This is a genomic window from Oryzicola mucosus, from assembly GCF_014534685.1.
GTDB classification, from domain to species: domain Bacteria; phylum Pseudomonadota; class Alphaproteobacteria; order Rhizobiales; family Rhizobiaceae; genus Oryzicola; species Oryzicola mucosus.
The window spans coordinates 25,611-45,371 of sequence record NZ_JACVVX010000009.1 but is presented as its reverse complement, the minus strand read 5'-3'; the positions used below and the strand labels follow the sequence as shown (position 1 = coordinate 45,371).

Annotated in this window: 16 protein-coding genes and 1 pseudogene; 12 read left to right on the top strand and 5 right to left on the bottom strand. The window is 62.5% G+C overall.

Features of this window, described 5'->3' with window-relative positions; genetic code table 11:
• Positions 1 to 5: 5 nt before the first annotated feature.
• The 7 genes from ICI42_RS20730 (at position 6) to ICI42_RS20700 (ending at position 6,418) form a co-directional block, all read left to right on the top strand.
• Positions 6 to 1,436 carry an aldehyde dehydrogenase family protein gene (locus ICI42_RS20730; RefSeq protein ID WP_188166520.1) on the top strand — a complete coding sequence of 477 codons (1,431 nt, stop codon included), beginning with the start codon at positions 6 to 8 and terminating at the stop codon, positions 1,434 to 1,436.
• A 5-nt stretch (positions 1,437 to 1,441) separates the two neighbouring features.
• Positions 1,442 to 2,254 (top strand): enoyl-CoA hydratase, encoded by an 813-nt coding sequence (locus tag ICI42_RS20725; RefSeq protein ID WP_188166519.1) that lies wholly within the window; start codon positions 1,442 to 1,444, stop codon positions 2,252 to 2,254.
• A 4-nt stretch (positions 2,255 to 2,258) separates the two neighbouring features.
• Positions 2,259 to 3,170 carry a 3-mercaptopyruvate sulfurtransferase gene (sseA, locus tag ICI42_RS20720; RefSeq protein WP_188166518.1) on the top strand — a complete coding sequence of 304 codons (912 nt, stop codon included), beginning with the start codon at positions 2,259 to 2,261 and terminating at the stop codon, positions 3,168 to 3,170.
• Positions 3,171 to 3,356: 186 nt separating this feature from the next.
• Positions 3,357 to 4,235 carry a helix-turn-helix domain-containing protein gene (locus tag ICI42_RS20715; protein ID WP_188166517.1) on the top strand — a complete coding sequence of 293 codons (879 nt, stop codon included), beginning with the start codon at positions 3,357 to 3,359 and terminating at the stop codon, positions 4,233 to 4,235.
• Between the two features lie 34 nt (positions 4,236 to 4,269).
• Entirely contained in the window at positions 4,270 to 5,148 is an 879-nt protein-coding gene (locus tag ICI42_RS20710) for a BKACE family enzyme (protein ID WP_188166516.1), read from the top strand.
• 48 nt (positions 5,149 to 5,196) lie between these two features.
• On the top strand, positions 5,197 to 5,931 hold the full coding sequence (locus ICI42_RS20705; RefSeq protein ID WP_188166515.1) for an enoyl-CoA hydratase/isomerase family protein: 735 nt from the start codon (positions 5,197 to 5,199) through the stop codon (positions 5,929 to 5,931).
• A 124-nt stretch (positions 5,932 to 6,055) separates the two neighbouring features.
• A complete protein-coding gene (locus ICI42_RS20700; protein WP_188166514.1) occupies positions 6,056 to 6,418 on the top strand; it encodes an ABC transporter permease subunit in 363 nt (120 codons plus the stop codon).
• A gap of 51 nt (positions 6,419 to 6,469) precedes the next feature.
• Here ICI42_RS20700 and ICI42_RS20695 read toward each other — a convergent pair whose 3' ends face one another.
• Positions 6,470 to 8,362 (bottom strand): heavy metal translocating P-type ATPase, encoded by a 1,893-nt coding sequence (locus tag ICI42_RS20695; protein WP_188166587.1) that lies wholly within the window; start codon positions 8,360 to 8,362, stop codon positions 6,470 to 6,472.
• 356 nt (positions 8,363 to 8,718) lie between these two features.
• On the opposite strand from ICI42_RS20695, the gene ICI42_RS20690 reads away from it, so the two are divergent.
• Both ICI42_RS20690 and ICI42_RS20685 read left to right on the top strand, forming a co-directional pair.
• Positions 8,719 to 9,552 carry a universal stress protein gene (locus tag ICI42_RS20690; protein ID WP_188166513.1) on the top strand — a complete coding sequence of 278 codons (834 nt, stop codon included), beginning with the start codon at positions 8,719 to 8,721 and terminating at the stop codon, positions 9,550 to 9,552.
• Between the two features lie 43 nt (positions 9,553 to 9,595).
• A complete protein-coding gene (locus ICI42_RS20685) occupies positions 9,596 to 11,548 on the top strand; it encodes a monovalent cation:proton antiporter-2 (CPA2) family protein (RefSeq protein ID WP_188166512.1) in 1,953 nt (650 codons plus the stop codon).
• A gap of 143 nt (positions 11,549 to 11,691) precedes the next feature.
• On the opposite strand, the gene mtnA is transcribed toward ICI42_RS20685, so the two are convergent.
• Complete coding sequence (gene mtnA, locus ICI42_RS20680) at positions 11,692 to 12,786, bottom strand: S-methyl-5-thioribose-1-phosphate isomerase (protein WP_188166511.1); 1,095 nt, start codon at positions 12,784 to 12,786, stop codon at positions 11,692 to 11,694.
• Positions 12,783 to 14,054, bottom strand: a complete 1,272-nt coding sequence (gene mtnK, locus ICI42_RS20675; protein WP_188166510.1) for an S-methyl-5-thioribose kinase — start codon at positions 14,052 to 14,054, stop codon at positions 12,783 to 12,785. The genes mtnA and mtnK overlap by 4 nt, the downstream gene beginning before the upstream one ends.
• A gap of 145 nt (positions 14,055 to 14,199) precedes the next feature.
• Between mtnK and ICI42_RS20670 the strand changes: the two genes are divergently transcribed.
• The 3 genes from ICI42_RS20670 to ICI42_RS20660 are packed head-to-tail and all read left to right on the top strand — an operon-like array spanning position 14,200 to position 17,857.
• A complete protein-coding gene (locus ICI42_RS20670) occupies positions 14,200 to 15,714 on the top strand; it encodes a sugar ABC transporter ATP-binding protein (RefSeq protein ID WP_188166509.1) in 1,515 nt (504 codons plus the stop codon).
• Positions 15,714 to 16,763 carry an ABC transporter permease gene (locus ICI42_RS20665; RefSeq protein ID WP_188166586.1) on the top strand — a complete coding sequence of 350 codons (1,050 nt, stop codon included), beginning with the start codon at positions 15,714 to 15,716 and terminating at the stop codon, positions 16,761 to 16,763. Before ICI42_RS20670 ends, ICI42_RS20665 begins: the two co-directional genes overlap by 1 nt.
• A gap of 50 nt (positions 16,764 to 16,813) precedes the next feature.
• Entirely contained in the window at positions 16,814 to 17,857 is a 1,044-nt protein-coding gene (locus tag ICI42_RS20660; protein WP_188166508.1) for a substrate-binding domain-containing protein, read from the top strand.
• Between the two features lie 115 nt (positions 17,858 to 17,972).
• Here the strand turns inward: ICI42_RS20660 and ICI42_RS20655 are convergent, their stop codons facing one another.
• Together ICI42_RS20655 and ICI42_RS20650 are read right to left on the bottom strand one after the other, a co-directional pair.
• Positions 17,973 to 18,953 (bottom strand): sugar-binding transcriptional regulator, encoded by a 981-nt coding sequence (locus ICI42_RS20655; RefSeq protein ID WP_188166507.1) that lies wholly within the window; start codon positions 18,951 to 18,953, stop codon positions 17,973 to 17,975.
• Between the two features lie 305 nt (positions 18,954 to 19,258).
• A pseudogene (locus ICI42_RS20650) lies at positions 19,259 to 19,761 on the bottom strand (replication initiator protein A); the annotation flags it as partial.

Sequence of the window (19,761 nt, the reverse complement as noted above, 5' to 3'; positions counted from 1 at the left end):
TTGCCATGCAGACCGCTCGTTCCTGCTTCATCAACGGACAATGGGTGGTGCCCGACAAGCCCACCTCGTTCATGGTGACCAACTCCGCGACCGGCGCGCCGTGGCTGGAGGTGCCGCTTGCCGGCGTCGCCGAAGCCGAAATCGCGTGCAAGGCGGCGCGCACCGCCTTCGCAGGGTGGTCGACCCTCGATCCCTCCGTTCGCGCCGGCTACCTCGGCCGGATCGCTGACGAACTGGAAGCGCGTCAAGCAGAAATCGCGGCTGCCGTCAGCCGCGAGGTCGGCATGCCGCTAAAGCTGTCCGAGCGCATCCAGGTCGCCGCGCCGATACTGGCATGGCGGCGGCTCGCAAAGACGTCAGCGGACTATCAGTGGACCGAGACGATCGGCAACTCGCTGGTTGAACGGGTCGCGGCCGGCGTCGCGATTTGCATAACACCTTGGAACTACCCGCTGCATCAGATCACCGGCAAGGTCGCGCCCGCGTTGCTTGCAGGGTGCACGGTCGTGCTGAAGCCGTCGGAAGTGGCTCCGTCCGCGGCAATCCTCCTAGCCGAAGCGATCGAGGCGGCGCAGTTGCCCGCCGGCGTTTTCAACATGGTGATCGGCGCCGGGGCCGATGTCGGCGCAGCTCTTGTCGCGTCGCCCGAGGCGGATGTGATCTCGTTCACCGGCTCCACCGCGGTCGGACGCCAGATCGGTGCTCAGGCGCTGTCAGCCGTCAAGAGAGTGACGCTCGAACTCGGCGGAAAATCGGCCTCCGTTCTGTTGCCCGGAGCTGATGTGGCCGTTGCCGTGAAATCCACCGTGGGGAGCTGTTTCCTGAATTCTGGCCAGACCTGTTCCGCGCTGACCCGGTTCATTGTTCCCGCCGCGCAGCAGGAAGAGGTCTTGACCCTCATCTCGGAGGCCGTTCAGCGCATTACGGTCGGTGATCCGCTGGACCCGAATAGCCGCATGGGCCCCTTGGTATCGGACGATCAGCGGGAGCGGGTGCGCCGATACATCCGCAAGGGAATCGAATCGGGTGCGCGGCTCGTCTGCGGCGGTGCCGAGCCAGTCGGAAACGCGGCTGGCTATTTCGTCGCGCCCACCGTTTTCGCCGACGTTGATCCGGCTTCGGACATCGCGCAGGAAGAAATCTTCGGGCCCGTGCTATGCGTCATCCCCTACCGGGACATTGACGAGGCCGTCACGATCGCCAACGGGACGCCCTTCGGTCTTGCCGGCGCAGTATGGGGCCTCGACGACGCGTCTTCGCTCTCCGTGGCGCGGCGGATTCGTGCGGGCCAGGTCGACATCAATGGCGGCCCTTTCAACCTCGACGCGCCCTTCGGTGGCTTCGGCATGTCCGGAGTCGGCCGCGAAAACGGTCGTTTCGGCCTTGATGATTTTCTCGAATATCGGTCGCTGCAGCAACCGCAGCGCAAGGGATGAGCGCGATGGAATTCACACAGGTAAAGCTGCAGGTTGAGGCTGGCGTTGCAACGGTTTCGTTGGATCGTCCGGACAGGATGAACGGCGTTACCGCCGTCATGGAGCGCGAGCTCTATGCAGCCATGAGGCAAGCCGATGCCGACCCGCAGGTGCGCGTCATTGTCCTGACTGGCGAGGGACGGGCCTTCTGCGCCGGCATGGACATGGCAGAACTCGAGGACCTCGCGCCGGAAGACATCTACGAACCGGCCAAGATGCGCCCCTTCGATACTGCGATCCGGGCGGATTTCCAGAGCCGTTACATCTATTTCCCGGCGTTGGTGAATCCGGTAATTTCCGCCATCAACGGAGCGGCCGCCGGGCTCGGCATCGTGTTCGCGCTGGCATCGGACATGCGGTTCGCTTCGGAAAAGGCAGTGTTTTCCACCGCCTTCTCGCGACGCGGCCTGATTGCCGAACACGGCATCGCGTGGCTCATGCTGCAGACCGCGGGGCCAGGGGTGACGGCCGACCTTCTGTTTTCGGCGCGGCGGTTCGATGCTGGCGAGGCGAAGTCGGCGGGTCTGATCGACAGGATCTATCCGCCTGACGAGCTGATGGCCCGAACCCTCGACTATGCGCGCGAGCTGGCTTCGCTGGCGTCACCCCGCTCGGTCAGGGTCATGAAGCGCCAGCTCTGGGATGCACGCTTCCAGAACCTTCAAGATGTCGTGACACAGGCGAACCGTGAAATGATCGAAAGCTTCCGAAGCGAGGATTTCCAGGAAGGCGTACGGCATTTCCTCGAGAAGCGCTCCCCTGTCTTCACGGGTCACTGACATCATGGATTCCGGCATATCATCTACTGACAAGACCTGGCCTCTCATCGACACGGCCGCGCTTCACGCAAGCCGCTCGGCCCGGGACGTGATCCTCGACGCAAGCTGGTATCTGCCCTCGGAGAAGCGCTCGACGCGGGATGACTTCCATGCGTCGCGCATTCCCGGAGCGCGCCGTTTCGACTTCGACGGGGTCGTTACCGATCGAAGCAGCGATCTGCCGCACATGATGCCGCCGCGCGCGGAATTCCAGTCGCACGTTCGCCGCTGCGGCATCAATGACGAGAGTCGTGTCGTTATCTACGACACTGCCGGCATATTCGCCGCGCCGCGGGCGTGGTGGATGTTCAAGGCAATGGGACACGCCGAAGTCGTCGTGCTCGACGGAGGACTCGATGCGTGGATCGCCGCTGGGTATCCGCTTGAATCGGGAGCCGATCTGCCCCCGTTCCGCGGCAACTTCACTGCGCGGCCGGACCGTTCCCGCATCGCCGGAACCGACGACGTTCTGGCAGCGGTGAGGGCGGCCAACCCGCAGATCGTGGATGCTCGTTCGGCCGGCCGCTTCGAAGGTCGCGATCCCGAACCGCGACCCAGCCTGCGCGCCGGCCACATGCCAGGCGCGAGGAACCTGCCTTTCGGACTGCTTCTGGCCGACGGACGCTATCGACCGGTCGATGAACTTCGTGCCGCATTTAGTGCCGTCGGCATCGATCTCGCAAGGCCGGTAATCGCGACATGTGGATCGGGCGTGACGGCTTGCATCGTCGCGCTGGCGGCCGAACAGGCTGGCATCGCCGAGGTCGCGGTCTATGACGGATCCTGGGCGGACTGGGGACGCGATGGTTTTCCCGAACTGCTGGTCGAGACGGGCAGTCCCGACTTCGAAGAAGGCGTATTTCATAGGCTGAAATAAACCAGGTTACGGGTTTATAGCTGAAATGCGGAGATGTAAGGTCGTCGCAGCTCCGGGATGGAGGCTTGCCGCCCTGCAGAACACGCTGGGCGAAGCTGGAGCAGAGGGAGCTGACGTTCGTGCCGCGCTTCCATGATGGGGACTTGGTTCGAAGTAGCTCCGACGCGATGAAGGGAGAAGACGGCCATGAACGCGATGTTTCCCGTAGAGGATTGCCTGACGCCGTCCAACGGTGCCGCCGTCGTCGGCGATGGGGCGCATTCCTACGCGCCGGTCGAATCCGTTCTGCGGGCGCTGGAGGTGCTCAAGCATCTCAACATGCTGCGTGTCGCCACCGTCACCGAGTTGCACAAGATCACGGGTATCGCGAAGCCGACGGTGGTGCGCATGCTCGAAACGCTTATTACGGCCGGCTACGTGACCCGCGACAAGGCGTTTGGCGGCTATCGCATCACGGCGAACGTCCAAAATCTGAGCGACGGATACTTCGGGGCGCCCATGGTCATCGAGGCCGCCCATCCCTATGCATTAGAATTGACCCAGCGCATCAAGTGGGGCGTGGGGGTTGGCATGCTTGAAGGTCAGTTCATGCGGTTGCAGTTCACCACGGCACGCTACAGCCCGTGGGCGATGCCGATGACCCATCTGCGCATGCGGCTGGACCTGTTCACCAGCGCGATGGGCCGTGCCTATCTTGCATTCTGCCCCGACTACGAGCGCGAGGCGCTGATCGACGCCCAACTCGTGCGCATCACCCCCTCGAAGCGCGCCGAAAGCCGGCGGCAGATCGGGCGCGTGATCGATGACATCCGCAACCAGGGATATGCGCGAAAGGTGAGATCGCGTGAACACTCCAGCACCGAGACGATCTCTGTCGCGATCCGCAATGACGGCCTGGTCCTCGGCTGTCTGGCACTCGGATATTTTCGCAACGCCGTGCCGGAAAGCGAAGTTGCGCAGCGTCTGGCCGAGCCTTTGCAGGTCACCGCGCACGCCATTGAGGCGGCAATCGCGGAGAATTACGGCAACATGACCCGAACGCCCATGGGTCAAAACCGAAACTGAGGGATCAGCACCCTCCACAATTAATGGATATGAGATGACACGCAGCGTAATCATTACCTGCGCGCTGACCGGTGGCGCGCGCCTGAACGAGACCGGATACAAGCATGTGCCGATCACGCCGGAACAGATCGCGGCTGATGCGATCCAGGCGGCTGAGGCAGGTGCGGCGGTGGTGCACATCCACGTTCGCGATCCCAAGACCGGCGAGCCGGCGATGGAGCTTGGCCTCTACCGCGAGGTCGTCGAGCGCATACGTGCCAGCAAGGTAGACATGCTGATCAACCTGACCACCGGACCGGGCGCGCGAAGCTTCCCGCGCGTCGACGACCCGACCAAGAGCCAGGACGGATCGGTCCCGCGCACCCCGGACTTCCGCACTCAGCACATCGTCGAGCTGAAGCCCGACATCTGCAGCCTTGACGTCGCGACCATGAATTTCGGCGAGGCGGCGATCGTCAATCTGAGCTCGCATCTGCGTCCGATGGCTGCCACGATCCGGCAGGTCGGCGTTAAGCCCGAGATCGAGGCATTCGACCTCGGTCACGTCTGGCAGGCCGCTGATATGGTGAGCCGCGGCGAGCTGCCGGCCAACCCGCTGTTCCAGCTCTGCATGGGCATTCCGTGGGGCGCGCCGGCGACCGTCGAGGCGCTGTTGCAGATGAAATCGATGCTGCCGGTGGGCAGCACGTGGTCGGCCTTCGCGATCGGCCGCAACCAGTTTCCGATGGTTGCCCAGGCGGCGCTGCTCGGCGGACATGTCCGCGTGGGACTCGAGGACAATCTCTACCTTCGCAAGGGCGAGCTTTCCGTCGGCAATGCGCCGCTGGTGCGTCGCGCGGTGGCGATCCTGGAGAGCCTCGACATGTCGCCCGCCACACCCGACGAGGCCCGTCGCATCCTGCAACTGGGCTGACGGAAGAACGACTGACGGCGCGGCATCAAAATCCCAGGAATCGAGAACATGTCCAAGATCGAAATCACCGACCACGGCAAGGTCAGGCTAATCACCATCAATCGTCCCGAGCGGTCCAATGCCGTCGATCGACAATCGGCGCTTGATCTCCAAGCCGCATTCCAGGAGTTCGAGGCGTCCGACATGCGGGTCGCCGTGCTTACCGGCGCAGGGGAGAAGGCATTCTCCGCGGGCGCCGACATCAAAGACCCGCCGGAGATATGGCGGATCATGCCGACGGTCGGCTTCGAATCCGAGAAGCCGATCATCTGCGCAGTTCATGGCTGGTGTATCGGCGGTGCGTTGATGACCATGGTCATGAGCGATCTCTGCGTGGCAGACGCCACCGCTCGCTTCTCCTATCCGGAAGCGCGGGTGGGTGTCACCGGTGGCGTCGCGGCCGCACTGGCGGCACGCATTCCGCACAAGATCGCGATGGAACTGCTGATGATGGGCAAGCCGATCTCGGCCGACCGCGCCCTGGAAGTGGGTCTGATCAACCAGGTCGTCGAAAAGGGCAAGCATGTCGACACCGCCCTGGAAATGGGTCAGGAGCTTTCCCAGATGGCACCGATGGTGCTGCGCACCATCAAACGCTTCGTGTCCCGCACGCTTCCGAAAAGCCCTTCGGAGCTGATGTTGGCTGCGCAGATCGAGATCGGTACCATCTGGGCAAGCGCGGACAAGAAGGAGGGAGAAGATGCCTTCCTCGAAAAGCGCGCACCGGTCTTTGTAGGTCAATAGCTTTTCGCATCCGGCGAGCTGTCTGCAAAATCTGGACAGAGCAGCCGCAAAGGTTCAGGCTAAACCCGATCCATCACATATCGGACGGAACACGTAGGGCAGGCGAAGTCTGGCGCGCGCCACCATGCAGAATGCGGATATGGTTTCGGCACTGGGCTACAATCCGCGCCTAATTTACGCCGTCACCTTCGCGATAGGTGCGGGACTAGCAGGCTTGGCCGGCGGCTTGCTTGCACCCCTGACCGGAGTGATCCCGTCGATGGGTGTGGCATTTGTCGCCAAGGCCTTCATTACGGTGATTTCGGGCGGAGCGGCCGTCATTTTAGGCACGGGTGTCGCGGCAGCCATCTACGGAACGATCTCCCAAGCGGTAACCTATGTCTCGACCCCGGTTATGGGCGAGGCAGCGTTGTTCGTGGCGGCGATCTTTCTGCTTCGCGCACTGCCAAATGGCCTTGCCGGCCGGTTCTTCAAAGGAGGGGTGTGATGGCCCCGTTCCTCCACATACGGCACAAGGGAACCTTGCTGACATCAGGGTTCATTTTGGCGGCGACCATCGTTTTGCCTTCGCACTGCCAGCGCTGGCAGGTGTGGTGTGCGATGGAACGGTGCCACCACCCAGCGCCCGCAGCGCGTTGAGGATTACCGCTATGTCGATTCCCTCCTGCAGGAGCGCGCCAGCCACCGGCGTGATCAAGCCGAAAGCTGCGGCGATCATCGCGGCACCGGAGAGGGCCAATCCGACGATGATGCTTTGCCGCGCGATTGAACGCGTCCGCCGGGCGATCCAGACGGCATCGGCGACCGGCTGCAGGCGATTGGTCAGGATGATGACATCGGCGGCCTGGGATGACGCGGTGGCGCCCCTGGCTCCCATGGCCACCCCAACCGTCGCGGTCGCCAGGGCAGGCGCGTCGTTGATGCCGTCGCCGACCATCATGGTGGCCGCCAGGGCATTTTCGGCTTCCACGGTGGCAACCTTGTCTGCGGCGCTGGCGTCGGCAACAACCGTGTCGATGCCGGCGGCGGTTGCCACCCGGGTAGCCGTTGCAGCGTCGTCGCCGGTGAGCATGACGAACCGGGACAATCCCGCAGAGCGAAGGTCGTCGAGGGCAGTCCGCGCATCGGCTCTCAAAGCATCGCCGAAAGTCAAAACAGCGGCCAGCCGACCATCCAGCGCCACGAATACCCGCAGCACCGGCTGCCCCCGATAGCGCAATTCGCCCGGCTCGGCCCACAGTGGCAAAGGTTTGCGGTCCAGAACGAGCGAGCGCGACCCTGCGCGTACCAACGTACCGTCGACGACGCCCGTCAGACCGGAGCCCCGATACTCCTGGACATCACTTGGATTGGATAGCGCCAATCCCTTCTTGCGCGCCACCGCCACGATGTTTTCCGCGAGGATGTGATGCGACGCCTGTTCAAGCGATGCAAGCAGCCGCAGGGCCTTGTCCGGATCCCGTCCCGGGGCGGTCTCGACCTCGATCAGGTCGGCGCCGCCATAGGTCAGTGTCCCGGTCTTGTCGAACACCGCCGTGCGCGCCTCGGCCAGCGCCTCCAGCGCGGCACTGCCTTTCATCAGTATCCCGGCCCGCGCGGCCCGCGCGACGCCGCCGATGAAGGCGACTGGGGCCGCCAGAATCAGCGGGCAGGGCGTTGCGACCACAAGCACGGCCAGCGCGCGGATGGGGTCGCCGGAGAAATGCCAGGCCAGCCCGGCAAGGATCAGCGTCGCCGGCAGCATCACCATCGCGAAGCGGTCGGCCATGCGAATGAACGGGGTTTTCGCCGTCTGCGCCGCCGCGACCATATTGACGATGGCCGCATAGGTGCTTTGTGTGGCAATTGCCGAAGCGCGCATAACGAAAGCTTCGCCGGCGTTGATCGTGCCGCTGCGCAGACGGTCGCCTTCAATCCGCCTTTCGGGCAGGGGCTCGCCCGTCACGGCAGACTCGTCAACGGAGGCGGCAGCGTCTGCCAGAATGCCGTCGACAGGCACCAGTTCGCCGGCGCGGACGAGCAATTCGTCCCCAACCGCGACCTCGTCCACGGCAATCGTCTCCAATGCCCCATCCAACCTGCGGTGCGCCAGGCGAGGGGAGCGGTCGGTCAACGCGGTAAGGTCGCGCTCGGCTCGGCCACGCGCAAAATCCTCGAGGACGGTGCCGCCCGCATACATGATCGCGACGACGACCCCGGCGAGCGGTTCGCCGAGGGCGAGCGCGGCAGACATCGACACGAGCGCGATGGCATCAACTCCAAACCGGCCGGCCCACAAGTCGCGAAGAATGGAAAAGGCGAGCACGGTGACGACCGGAACCGTCGAAGCAGTCCAGATGACTGTGGGCCGCACGACGACGACACCTAGGTATTGATTCGCCAATCCAGCACAGAGGCCGATGAACGCGACCGCAAGCAACGCTCTTCGCATGGTGGTTTCGTTCACGGTTGGCCCCGTCCGCGGCGCTAGAGTTTCCGAACGATCTTGGCGAGCATGTCTCTCACTCCGGCCGCGACTTCGCCAGTCGCGAATTCCGCCCCGCCGTAGCCCTTTCCTGCGCGGATGCCGCAACGAGGAACGCGACGGCCAGAAGAGAAGCGACGAGCAGGTTCATTTTAGGCACCTGCCGGTGGATCCATTCGAACGATACGCCATTCGCGCATGCGATCGTTGATCAGGATCAATTTTTCGAGGCCGGAGCTTTGATGCAGCGCAAAGACCGGGTCGGCTCGGCCCAATAGGTTCATTGCAGCAATTGGAATCCTTAACAGACCAGGAACTCCGCAATGTCGTACAAAACAATCCTTACCGTCACCGGTTCCGGCTTCGGCGATGGCGACCTCAAGCTTACGGCCGGCCTGTGCGAGGAGGTGAAAGCCCATTTTTCGGTGCTTGTCATTGCGCTGGCCGCGCCGCCGCCGATAGGTTCGGCCAGAAATCTCTCGTTGGCATGGCTGGAGGAACAAGAAGAGGATATGCGGCGCGTGGATGCGAGGACCGCCGCAGTGTCGGTTCTGCTCGCCGGCAATACACTGTCAGCCGATGTCACTAGCGACTATGCCGAATTCGGACAGGGCGACGAGGCGATCGGACGGCGAGCTCGCTATGCCGACCTGACGGTCCTCGGGCCGGAGGTCCTGGCCGGCGCTACACTGAAGGAAAAAGTAATAGAAGGCGCGCTGTTTTCCTCCGGAAAGCCGCTTCTTCTTGTGCCCGAAGGGTCGTCGCCGACGCTCAAGCCGAAGCGCGTGTTGGTTGCCTGGGATTCTCGTATCGAGGCCTCGCGCGCCGTTCGAGAATCCCTTGAGATGCTGATAGGTGCGGAAGACGTACGCCTCGTACTGGTCGATCCCGTGCAGGGAGAAGAATATCACGGCGAGGAGCCCGGTGCCGACGCGGCCGCCTATCTCGCCCGCCATGGAGTCAAGCTGACGATAGACCGGCTGCCCCGGATGAACCGCTCCGTCGCGGACGCGTTGCGCCAGCACGCTCAGGATACCGCGACTGAACTCATGGTCATGGGCGCCTACGGGCATTCGCGCCTCAGGGAGCGCCTCTTTGGCGGTGTGACGAAATCGATGCTCGACAAGTCATCCGTGCCGATCCTGATGGCGCGCTGATAGCTGCGCTCCGATATTCGTCGAAGGCAATGAGCCGGAGCCGATGCGCCATGAAATGGCGGCCCTAGATGCTGTTTTTGCCTCGATCCGCGCGATCCAGAAGAAGGCGCGGCCGGTTGTGAGGGTCGTGGCACACCCTCGCTTGCGCAGGCATGTCCGATATCCAGGCGATACCCCTGCAGGAGCGGGTTGCCAAATCCAGATATGGCAGCACAACATCATTCCGGAAGCTGCCTTTGCTCGGAGCAGCAATGCTTCAGACGTGTTATGGTCGAGAAAGATGCCTGAACAAGCGCCCCAAGATTATTCGCTCCTGCGTGATGCGGTCGTCCTCCTTCTCGCTGCAATAATGGTTGTGCCGCTGTTCCGGCGCTTCGGTGTCAATTCTGTAATCGGCTATCTTGTCGCTGGGGTGGCCATTGGCCCTCATGGCTTGGCGTTGATACGCGAGCTCGAAGGCACCCATCGGCTTGCGGAGCTGGGAATTGTCTTCATGCTCTTCGCGATCGGCCTTGAGTTGTCGGTCGAGCGATTGAGGGTAATGGCGCGTTATGTTTTCGGCTTAGGCGTGGCGCAGGTAACAGCAACCGGAGTCGTCCTCGCAGGTAGTGCGCTCCTGTTTGGAGCGGGGTGGGGGCAGGCTGCCGTCATCGGCGGGGCGCTTGCATTGTCCTCGACAGCCTTCGTCCTTCAGCTCCTTTCTGAAAGAGGCGAACTTTCTACGCATTTCGGCCGGGTAATCCTTTCGGTGCTGCTGCTCCAGGATTTAGCAGTGGTACCGGGCTTGGCGGTTGTAACCGCGCTGGGCAGAGAATCGGAGGCGCTCGCCCTTGCCCTGATGTTTGCGGGGCTAAAAGCGATCGCGGCCCTCGTCATGCTCATTGTCGTCGGCAGGGTAGTCCTTCGGCCGCTCTACCGCATGATCGCGGACACGCGCAGCCCGGAGCTTTTCGCGGCGGCAACGCTGCTGGTTGTGCTGGCGACGGCATGGGGAACCGCCCAGGCAGGGCTGTCGATGGCCTTAGGAGCTTTCCTGGCCGGGCTGATGCTAGCTGGAACCGAATACCGACACCAAATCGAGGCGGATATCCGTCCAGTGCGGGGCATCCTCCTGGGGTTATTTTTTATCTCGATCGGCATGCTCGTGGACATGAGGGTCATCCTTCCCCAGTTGCCGCAGGTCGTGGCGGTTGCGGCGGGCCTCATGGTTTCCAAGGCGATGGTCGGGATGCTCGTCGGGCGGCTGTTCGGGTTGCCAATATCCATCGCGGCAAATGCTGGTCTTCATCTTGCTCAAGGAGGAGAATTTGCCTTCGTCCTGTTCACGCTTGCCATGGGAACCGGGGTGCTTCCAGTTGCAACCGGGCAATTTCTGCTCGCAGTCGTAGCGATCAGCATGGCATCGACGCCAGTCTTGGCCATGGCGGGGCGGCGTGCGCAAGCCTGGCTTGAACAGCGAGGAGTTGGCGGTATAGCCTCGTTGGCAGCCGAGGCGGAATGCTACTCCGGGCATGTCGTCATTGCCGGTTTCGGTCGCGTGGGCAAGACTATCGCCCAGATGCTCGAGGCGCGGGACCTGCGGTGGGTGGCTATTGATCTTGATGCAGCCAATGTCGCGGAGGCACGCGCAAAAGGTCTGCAGGTTTTCTTCGGGGACGCCGCTAAGGAAGCCATCACCCAGGCCGCCAGAGTGGACCATGCTCGCGCCGCCGTCATCACATTGGACGACCCAGCCGCGGCCGCGGCCGTTCTCAGGTGCATACGAAAGGATTTGCCGGATCTTCCGGTGATCGTGCGTGCACGCGATACAGCACATATGAAAGATCTCCTGCGCAGCGGCGCCACCAGCGTCATGCCCGAAACCATTGAATCCAGCCTGCTGCTTGGAGGGATAGTGCTTCGGGCGCTCGGGGAAGGAGACTCGCAGATCGAAGAGGTCATCGAGCGGCTGAAGCGCTTTAGCTATGACATGCCTGGGCCAAATAGCGCCGGGTGAAAAGCCAATGGGCTGGGTGTCTGAAGCAGCGGTTCAACAATTTACCATTGCTCATCTGTCGCGTTCGATGCGTATTGGCGACCGCTCATCCCCTGCCTCCGTTCCTTGGAAGCAAGCGACACCGCATTCTTAATTTCCAAACATCAGCTTCGATCCGGGAAAAGCGCCTTCAGGCCCTCGGGCGAGGGCGTGGCGATGCCGCGCTCCGTGATGAGGCCGGTGATGAGGCGCGCGGGGGTGACGTCGAAGGCGGGGTTGGCTGCGGGGCTGCCCTCGGGTGAGATACGGACAGTCGCGATCGTGCCGTCGGCTGCGCGGCCCTGGACAAAGCTCACCTCGTCGCCGGCGCGCTCCTCGATCGGGATTTCCTTGACGCCGTCATGCACCGTCCAGTCGATGGTCGGCGAGGGGAGGGCAACATAGAAGGGCACATCGTTGTCGCGCGCGGCGAGCGCCTTGAGATAGGTGCCGATCTTGTTGCAGACATCGCCGTTCGCCGTGGTGCGGTCGGTACCGACGATCACCATGTCGATATCGCCATGCTGCATCAGGTGGCCGCCGGCATTGTCTACGATCAGCGTATGCGGCACACCGTGGCCGTTCATCTCCCAAGCCGTCAAATAGGCGCCCTGGTTTCGCGGGCGGGTCTCGTCGACATAGACGTGAACCGGAATGCCTTCCTCGACGGCGAGGTAGATTGGCGCCGTAGCCGTGCCATAGTCGACGGTCGCGAGCCAACCGGCATTGCAATGGGTGAGAATGCGCACGGGCTCGCCAGGTTTTTTCTTGGCTGCAATATCGCGGATGACCTCTAGGCCATTCACGCCGATGGCGCGGTTGAGCGCGACGTCCTCTTCCGCGATTTCGGCTGCGCGCTTGTAGGCGGCGTCCGCGCGTTCTGCCTCCGGCAACGGCTTCAGATGTTCGCGCATCGCATTCAGCGCCCAGCGCAGATTGATCGCGGTCGGTCGGGTCTCGTTCAGCTCTTCCCAAACGGCGTCGAGATGCGCGTCGGACGGATCGTTCGCCATGGCGATGGCGACGCCATAGGCGGCGGTGACGCCGATCAACGGCGCGCCGCGCACCCACATGTCTCGGATCGCGACGGCGATGTCGGCGACGGTCTTCAGCGTCACGACGCGGAATTCATGCGGCAGCCAGCGCTGGTCGATGATGTCGACGGAGCGGCCGTCCCCGTTCAACCAGATCGTATGGTAGTGGCGTTCTCCGACTTTCACGCGAGAATCTCCTGTTCAAGCCGTTCCACCGTCTCTCGGATGTCCCTTAGGCTGTGGATACGTTGCCGGTTGACGGCGAGGTGTCGCCCGAGCTTCAGGGCTTTGCTTTCGCAGGGGGCACGGCGGTCGGGGTCGGCGATGGTCTCGAAATCGGCATTATGGGCAAGACCGAGGATGCGGCGGTGGATCTCGATTCCGGCAAAGCCCAGCATCTCGCGCCAGATATCGTCGATGACGATGTTAAGCGCCTGCTCGGAAGCGAGCGGGTCGTTGCGATCCTCGAAGAGGCTTGCCTGGTAAAGGATGCCCTTGCGCTCGGTGCGCCAGAGATGGGCAAACTCGGCGCGGAACGTCTCCCACAGCGTCTCTACCGTATCGAGCAGGAAGTTGCGCATCGCGCTGCGCGCGCCAGGTGCCGCTTCATGGCCGGCTTGCGAAAAATAGCTCATCCAGAAATTGGCGATCAGCATGCCGATGTCGAAGCTGATGGGTCCGTAGAAGGCGAATTCCGGGTCGATGACGCGTGTCTCGTTGTCGGTCACCATGATGGAACCGGTGTGCAGGTCGCCATGGCAAAGCGTTTCGGCCTTGGCCGAGAAAAGGTGCTTCAGACGCTGCGCCTCCACCTTGAGGTCGCGGTCGGCGCGCAGTTCGGCGACGAGCGGATCGAGCTGCGGCGTGGTGTGGCGGTTGAGTGTCGCCTCGAAATAAGGATCGGAAAAGACGAGGTTTTCCGTGATGTCGCAAAGCTCGACATTGTCGGAAAACAAAGCGACATCCGCCTTCTTCTCGCGGGTCGCCATAGAAAGGTCGGAGCCGCGGAACAGCGTCCGGGCGACGAAGAGACCGAGGTCGCGGCCGATTTTCGGCAGTTCGCGCCCTTCGATCAGCGCGCGGCGCAGAATGACGTGCGGCGTCAGGAACTCCATGACGATGATGGCCTGCGCCTGGTCGAAGAACAGGATGTCAGGCACCGTTCCGGGGGCGCGTACGCTTTGGCGCTTCAGCGCGTGATACTCGAAGAACGAACGCTTGAGCGGCAGCGGCCAGCTTTCGCCGACGAGGCGCACATAGGGCAGCGCCTGCTTGACGATCACGCTGCCCGTCTCTCCGGTGACGATGAAGACCAGATTGAGGTTGCCGTCGCCGACTTCCCTTATCGTCCAGCGGGACGAATCGCTGCCGATCTTTTCCCTGATTGCGGCGTTGCCGCTCAGCCGAATCGGCAATGTCTCTATGCTCAGCGCCTCGAAGACCTGGCTGTCCATGGTATGCTCCTCACTGCGCATGGGGCTGCCTCCACCGCTTGCCGCCATGCGGTATCGCTCACAGCTAAGGCATCATTCTGTCAAATGTCAACGTTCTTGACATTTGATCGCGGCCCATCCTAACTTGGCTCGTTGGGAGGAGAGAATGAGCGAACAGGTAGTGTTTCGCATTGAGGGCGTGCGCAAATCCTTTGGGCCGGTATCGGTACTGCAGGGTGTGGATCTCGATCTCAAGGCAGGCACGGTGACGGTTTTGATGGGCGCCAATGGCGCCGGCAAATCCACGCTCGTGCGCATTCTTTCCGGCGTATATATGCGTGATTCAGGCACGATCCTGCTAGCGGGCGACGCCTTCGATCCGGCAACACCCGCCGAAGCGATCCGCGCCGGCGTTGTCACGGTGCACCAAAACATCAATGACGGTGTCGTCGCCGATCTCGATGTCGCGACCAACCTGACCCTCGACCGGATGAACGGCAGAGGAGCCAAGCTGTTCTTCAATCCGCGTCGGGTGCGCCGCGAGGCCGCCGCCGTCGCCTCGCGGATGGGCATAGCCATCGATCTCGCTGCCAATATCAACGACCTCACGCTTGCCGACCGTCAAATGGTCGCCATTGCGCGCGCAATGGCACATGAGCCCAAAGTGCTGATCCTCGATGAACCGACGTCTTCGCTGTCGAGCGCCGAGGCGGACCGCCTCTTCGATCTCGTCGATCGCCTCAAGGCGCGTGGCGTCGCCATTCTTTATATCTCGCATCGCATGTCAGATATCCGCCGCCTCGCCGACAGCATTCTTGCCTTGCGCGACGGCCGCATAACAGGCCGGTTCGAGGGGCCTGAACTCGACTATGAAGGAGCGGTCAATGCTATGCTTGGCCGAAAGGTCTCCGCGGGAGCGGTCGCCGCGCGCATCGCCGGCCGTCCGGTGTTCAGCGCGCGTGGTCTCAAGCTGTCGGCGCAGACACGCGCTTTCGACTTGAATCTTGGCGATGGCGAGATCGTCGCCGTCACCGGCCTTGTCGGGGTGGGCAAGACGGCGCTCGCCGAAACATTGTTTGGCGCGCGTGCTCCGTCGGCCGGTGAGATGATGCTGGACGGCACGAATTATGCACCGAAAACGACGGCGCAGGCGATTGCGCGCGGCGTGTTCCTCGTCGCCAAGGATCGCGCGATCAGCGGGATCGTGCCGGATTTCAATATCTACGAGAATGTCAGCCTGCCGTTCCTGCGCCGTCTCTCGTCGCTTGGTATAGTCAACCGCCGGGCCGAAAAGGCGAAGGCGCGCCGGCAGATCGCCGAACTCGGCGTCGTGTGCCGCAGTGAGCGCGACGAGATGCAGACGCTGTCGGGCGGCAATCAGCAAAAGGTCATGGTCGGCCGCTGGCTTTCAGAGCCTTCCCGCCTGCTCATTCTGGACGAGCCCTTTCAGGGCGTCGATATTGCCGCGCGCCGCGACATTGGCGAGAAGCTGCGCACATCCGCAGCCGGGCGCTCCACCATTCTTTTCCTCACCGAGCTCGACGAAGCCTTTGAGGTGGCCGACCGCATCCTCGTGATGTCGGAACACACCATTGTGGGCGAGCACCGAAATGCCGACATCGATGTCGAGCGGCTTCTCTTCGAGATCGCCGGGCAATCCCACCGACAGGTCAGCGCATGATGACGAGTGAAGAGAGCAAACCCGCCGCGGCCGGAGCTTTTGCGCCCTCGGCCCCAAATATTCGCGAAATCGCGATCAAATACGGTTTTATCGCGCTGCTCGTCGGCATGGTGCTCTATTTCTCGCTGGTCACCGGGGGCTTCGCCTCGCCGCAAAGCGCCGTCTTCATCCTGCAGTCCGTGTCGATAACAGGCATTCTCGCGCTCGGCGTCACCGCGACGCTGGTCGTCGGGGGCTTCGACCTTTCGATCGGTTCTGTCGCCACCACTGCGATGATGGCGTCGTCCTATGTGATGGTGGTGATGGGCGGCGACGCGCTGGCGGCGACGCTCGTCTGCCTTGCCGTCGGCGTGCTCGTCGGCCTCATCAACGGCATCATCATCGTTTATATGCGCGTACCGGATCTCTTGGCGACGCTCGGCATGATGTTCCTGCTGCTCGGCCTCCAGCGTATCCCGACGGAGGGACGCTCGATCGCCACGGGGATGACGCTGCCGGACGGTTCGACTGCGACGGGCGCCTTCAGCCCGGCCTTCCTGGCGCTCGGCCGCCATCGCTTCGACCTGATCCTGCCCAATCTCGTTCCGGTCTCCGTAGTCGTGCTGATCGTGCTCGCCATCGTCATCTGGTTCTTCCTCGAATACACCCGATTCGGGCGCATGATGTATGCCGTGGGCTCCAACGAGCGTGCGGCAAGCCTCGCCGGTGCGCCGGTCAATGCTTACAAGATCTCGGCCTATGTCATCTCCGGTGTTTTCGCCTCTATCGGCGGCATCCTGCTCGCTGCCCGGCTTGGTCGCGGCGACATCGCCTCGGGCAACAACCTGCTTCTCGATGCGGTGGCCGCAGCGCTGATCGGTTTCGCCGTGCTGGGCGCCGCCAAGCCGAACGCCTTTGGCACGGCCATCGGCGCGCTGTTCGTCGGCATCCTGCTGCAAGGCCTGACGATGATGAACGCGCCCTATTACACGCAGGATTTCGTCAAGGGCGCAGTGCTCGTCATCGCCCTGATATTCACCTTTGCGCTCTCGAAAAGAGGCAAACGCTGAGGCACAAGCCCTCGGCAGTCAATCAAAGTTCACCAGTGGAGGAGACTGTCATGGATTTTACACGTAGGACCCTGGGCAAAATAACGCTCGGGTTGATTGGGGCCGCGGCATTCGCCGTCCCATCCTTCGCTGCCGATATGCCGTCGCCGTTCGACAAGCCCGGCGACGTCAAGATCGCGCTCGTGCGCTATCTCTCGACCGGCGACTTCTTCCAGTCCTACCTGGCCGGCGTGGAAGCGCAGGCCAAGGCGCTCGGCGTGCAGCTTCAGGTTTTCGACAGCCGCCAGGACGCGGCACTTCAGGCCGACATGGTCGACCAGGCCATCGCGCTCGGCGTGCAGGGCATCATCATCCAGCACGGCCTGACGGAATCCATGAAGGAAGCCGCCCAGCGTGCGGTCGATGCCGGCATCAAGGTCGTCGCCTTCGACGTCAATGTCGAGAACGACAAGATCCCGCAGGTCGAGCAGTCCGACCGCGACCTGGCCCGCCTCGCGCTTGAGCAGGCGATCAAGGACAATGGCGAGAGCTTCAAGGCCGGCTATGTCTATGTCGCGGGCATTGCGCCGCTAGACCGCCGCGACGAGACTTGGAAGGAGTTCAAGGCAAAGTATCCTGGCATCAACGAGGCCGCCCAGTTTGGCACGATGGACAACCCGATCGCCAACTCGGTCGCCAACCAGGCGCGCTCAGTGATCTCCGCAAACCCCGACATCACCGTGATGTTCGCCCCCTATGACGAATTCGCCAAGGGTGTGAAGATCGCCGTCGATGAGGCCGGCCTGTCCTCCAGCGTGAAGATCTACTCGGCCGATATCTCCACCTCAGACATCGCCGCGATGCGCGAATCCGGTTCCGCCTGGGCTGCGACGGCAGCGACGAATCCCGCCGTGGTCGGTCAGGTCTCGGTGCGCACGCTGGCCATGCTGCTTGCCAACGAGGATCCGGGCAAGCAGGTCATCGTGCCTCCGACGCTGATCACCCAGAAAGACCTCAACGATCAGGACATCAAGAACATGGAAGAGCTCGGCGTGAAACTGCCGCAGTTTGCCCATGCCGATGTCGCCATGCCGGCCTGGATGCCGAAGCCCTGAGTTTCCAATGAGCGAAAGGCGAAAGGGCGGTCCATCCGACCGCCCTTTCGTATAGTCGGCAAAGGCCAAGCGAAAACCGGCTTGGTCGGCATCGGCGACTCCAGACCTGTGGGCTTCAGCCCCTGCGCGAGCCGGCCTTACCGAGTCCTTCGCGGCTCCAGTGTTCCACAACCCGCCGCGCCATCGACGTGGTGATGACCAGATGCGAGGCAAAGCCACCCTTTAGCGCCGCGATCAGCGGTCCAAATTTGTTGTCTTCCTGCACGACGAGCATCCGCTTCTTGATCGCGCGGATGGAATCGAGATCGGCAGAGATACAGCGTCGATTGTGGGTGCAATCCAACAAATGGCCATCGTGGTCGATGAGCTGTCCGGCTATGACACCGGCTGCGCCCTTCTCGCCCATGTCGTGCATGTCTTGCGCCGAAAGAGCCCCGCATTTGACGAGGTGGCTGTCTTCTTCGATGCCGCCAACGGAATAGAGCGCCAACTGACAATCGGAAATGGCCGCAAGCTGCTCCCGGATAACGGGTTCGTCACGCAGCTCATCCGCAAGACGTTCCGAGGAGAGTACGAGAGGGGCATAGAAATTGATGCCCTCGGCATTGAGGCGGCGGGCGATTTCGGTTGTGCACTGGTCGGGGCGGTAGGAGTAGGGTGCGCCGAGGTTGCCGCAGAGCTGCACGACAGTGACACCGCGCAGGTCCGCGAACGGCATGACATCGGCTATGTGATAGACGGTGCGGCCCCAGGCCACGCCGATCCGCTCGCCCTTGTTTATGAGCTCAAGGAAGACCGAGGCGGCGACTACCGGCATTTCGGCGGCCGGGTCCATGGCCTTCCGATCCTCCCGCACGATCCAAGCCGTAGTCAGCCCCGTCGCGTCCTCCAACTCCCGGGCAAGGACGTCATCGGAAAAAAGCTCTGACGAGGTGGTAATGGTCACAATGCCCATTTCGCGCGCACGGCGCAGATACATTGCAACCGAAGCTCGAGAAATTTCCAGCCGTTGGGCCACTTCGTCCTGACGCAGGCCATGCGTGTAGTAAAGCCACGCGGCCTTGTGGATGATCTGATCTGCAACGCGGATCGGCATGGTTCCCTTTCGTTAGGCAGAGGCTGACATAATTCATCATCGTTGACAAAAGTCAACGCGGCGCCTTTACCTTGATATCCGACCGCGAATTGTCTGGACCATGGGCGACTCGCTTCCGCGCCCAGTCCCATCTGACATGGAAAGCCGGGTCTCAAAAAGACAGCGGTTGGAGAGCCGTCTATCGTCTTTAACATCTCAGATATCGAATCTTCCACGGTCATGTCGGCTTTCCCGAAGTGGACGAACTGCGTGCCCGCACGCGGGCGCTCGGCCCGAATGCAGGCGCTGCCGAGCGCGGGACGATCCTAGCGCTGCTCGGTTCCATCGAGCGGTCGCAGAACTTGATCCACAGGATCGACGCGGAACGCAAGCCCGCACATCGCTGCAGAATGTTCGTAGGAAATTACCGAGGACATGATTGAGGGCAAGCGTCCGGCGAAACCGCCTTTGAGATTTGCGGCGAGCACCTGAAGCTGTACGCGGCCAGATCGCGATGCAGTTTGCCGGGCAGGGCACAGGTGCCCATCCTGACCCATCACTGCCAACTGAAAGATCGGCGTCCCAATTTGCGGTGTGCCGCCGAGAAATGGCCCTGCCTGCTCGGGCGGTTCAACTGGAGCGGTTCGAAGGCGGCCGCCGACTTTCCCCTTGAGCGACAGGATGCAGCCGGGCGGGGGCTGACGTCTGATGATATTGCGCAGCTCGAAGGCGAGGCGCTTGAACGGCGACAGCTGCCGGATTTGAGACGGAGATGGCCGAAGTCGAACCGCCAGCCGGAGTGCTGTCTGCCCCCATGTTTGCGCACGAT

Coding starts and splice junctions, on each gene's coding strand:
- ICI42_RS20730 (WP_188166520.1), top strand. CDS start 6: ATGCAGACCGCTCGTTCCTGCTTCATCAACGGACAATGGGTGGTGCCC.
- ICI42_RS20725 (WP_188166519.1), top strand. CDS start 1,442: ATGGAATTCACACAGGTAAAGCTGCAGGTTGAGGCTGGCGTTGCAACG.
- sseA (WP_188166518.1), top strand. CDS start 2,259: ATGGATTCCGGCATATCATCTACTGACAAGACCTGGCCTCTCATCGAC.
- ICI42_RS20715 (WP_188166517.1), top strand. CDS start 3,357: ATGAACGCGATGTTTCCCGTAGAGGATTGCCTGACGCCGTCCAACGGT.
- ICI42_RS20710 (WP_188166516.1), top strand. CDS start 4,270: ATGACACGCAGCGTAATCATTACCTGCGCGCTGACCGGTGGCGCGCGC.
- ICI42_RS20705 (WP_188166515.1), top strand. CDS start 5,197: ATGTCCAAGATCGAAATCACCGACCACGGCAAGGTCAGGCTAATCACC.
- ICI42_RS20700 (WP_188166514.1), top strand. CDS start 6,056: ATGCAGAATGCGGATATGGTTTCGGCACTGGGCTACAATCCGCGCCTA.
- ICI42_RS20695 (WP_188166587.1), bottom strand. CDS start 8,362: ATGCGAAGAGCGTTGCTTGCGGTCGCGTTCATCGGCCTCTGTGCTGGA.
- ICI42_RS20690 (WP_188166513.1), top strand. CDS start 8,719: ATGTCGTACAAAACAATCCTTACCGTCACCGGTTCCGGCTTCGGCGAT.
- ICI42_RS20685 (WP_188166512.1), top strand. CDS start 9,596: ATGCGCCATGAAATGGCGGCCCTAGATGCTGTTTTTGCCTCGATCCGC.
- mtnK (WP_188166510.1), bottom strand. CDS start 14,054: ATGGACAGCCAGGTCTTCGAGGCGCTGAGCATAGAGACATTGCCGATT.
- ICI42_RS20670 (WP_188166509.1), top strand. CDS start 14,200: ATGAGCGAACAGGTAGTGTTTCGCATTGAGGGCGTGCGCAAATCCTTT.
- ICI42_RS20665 (WP_188166586.1), top strand. CDS start 15,714: ATGACGAGTGAAGAGAGCAAACCCGCCGCGGCCGGAGCTTTTGCGCCC.
- ICI42_RS20660 (WP_188166508.1), top strand. CDS start 16,814: ATGGATTTTACACGTAGGACCCTGGGCAAAATAACGCTCGGGTTGATT.
- ICI42_RS20655 (WP_188166507.1), bottom strand. CDS start 18,953: ATGCCGATCCGCGTTGCAGATCAGATCATCCACAAGGCCGCGTGGCTT.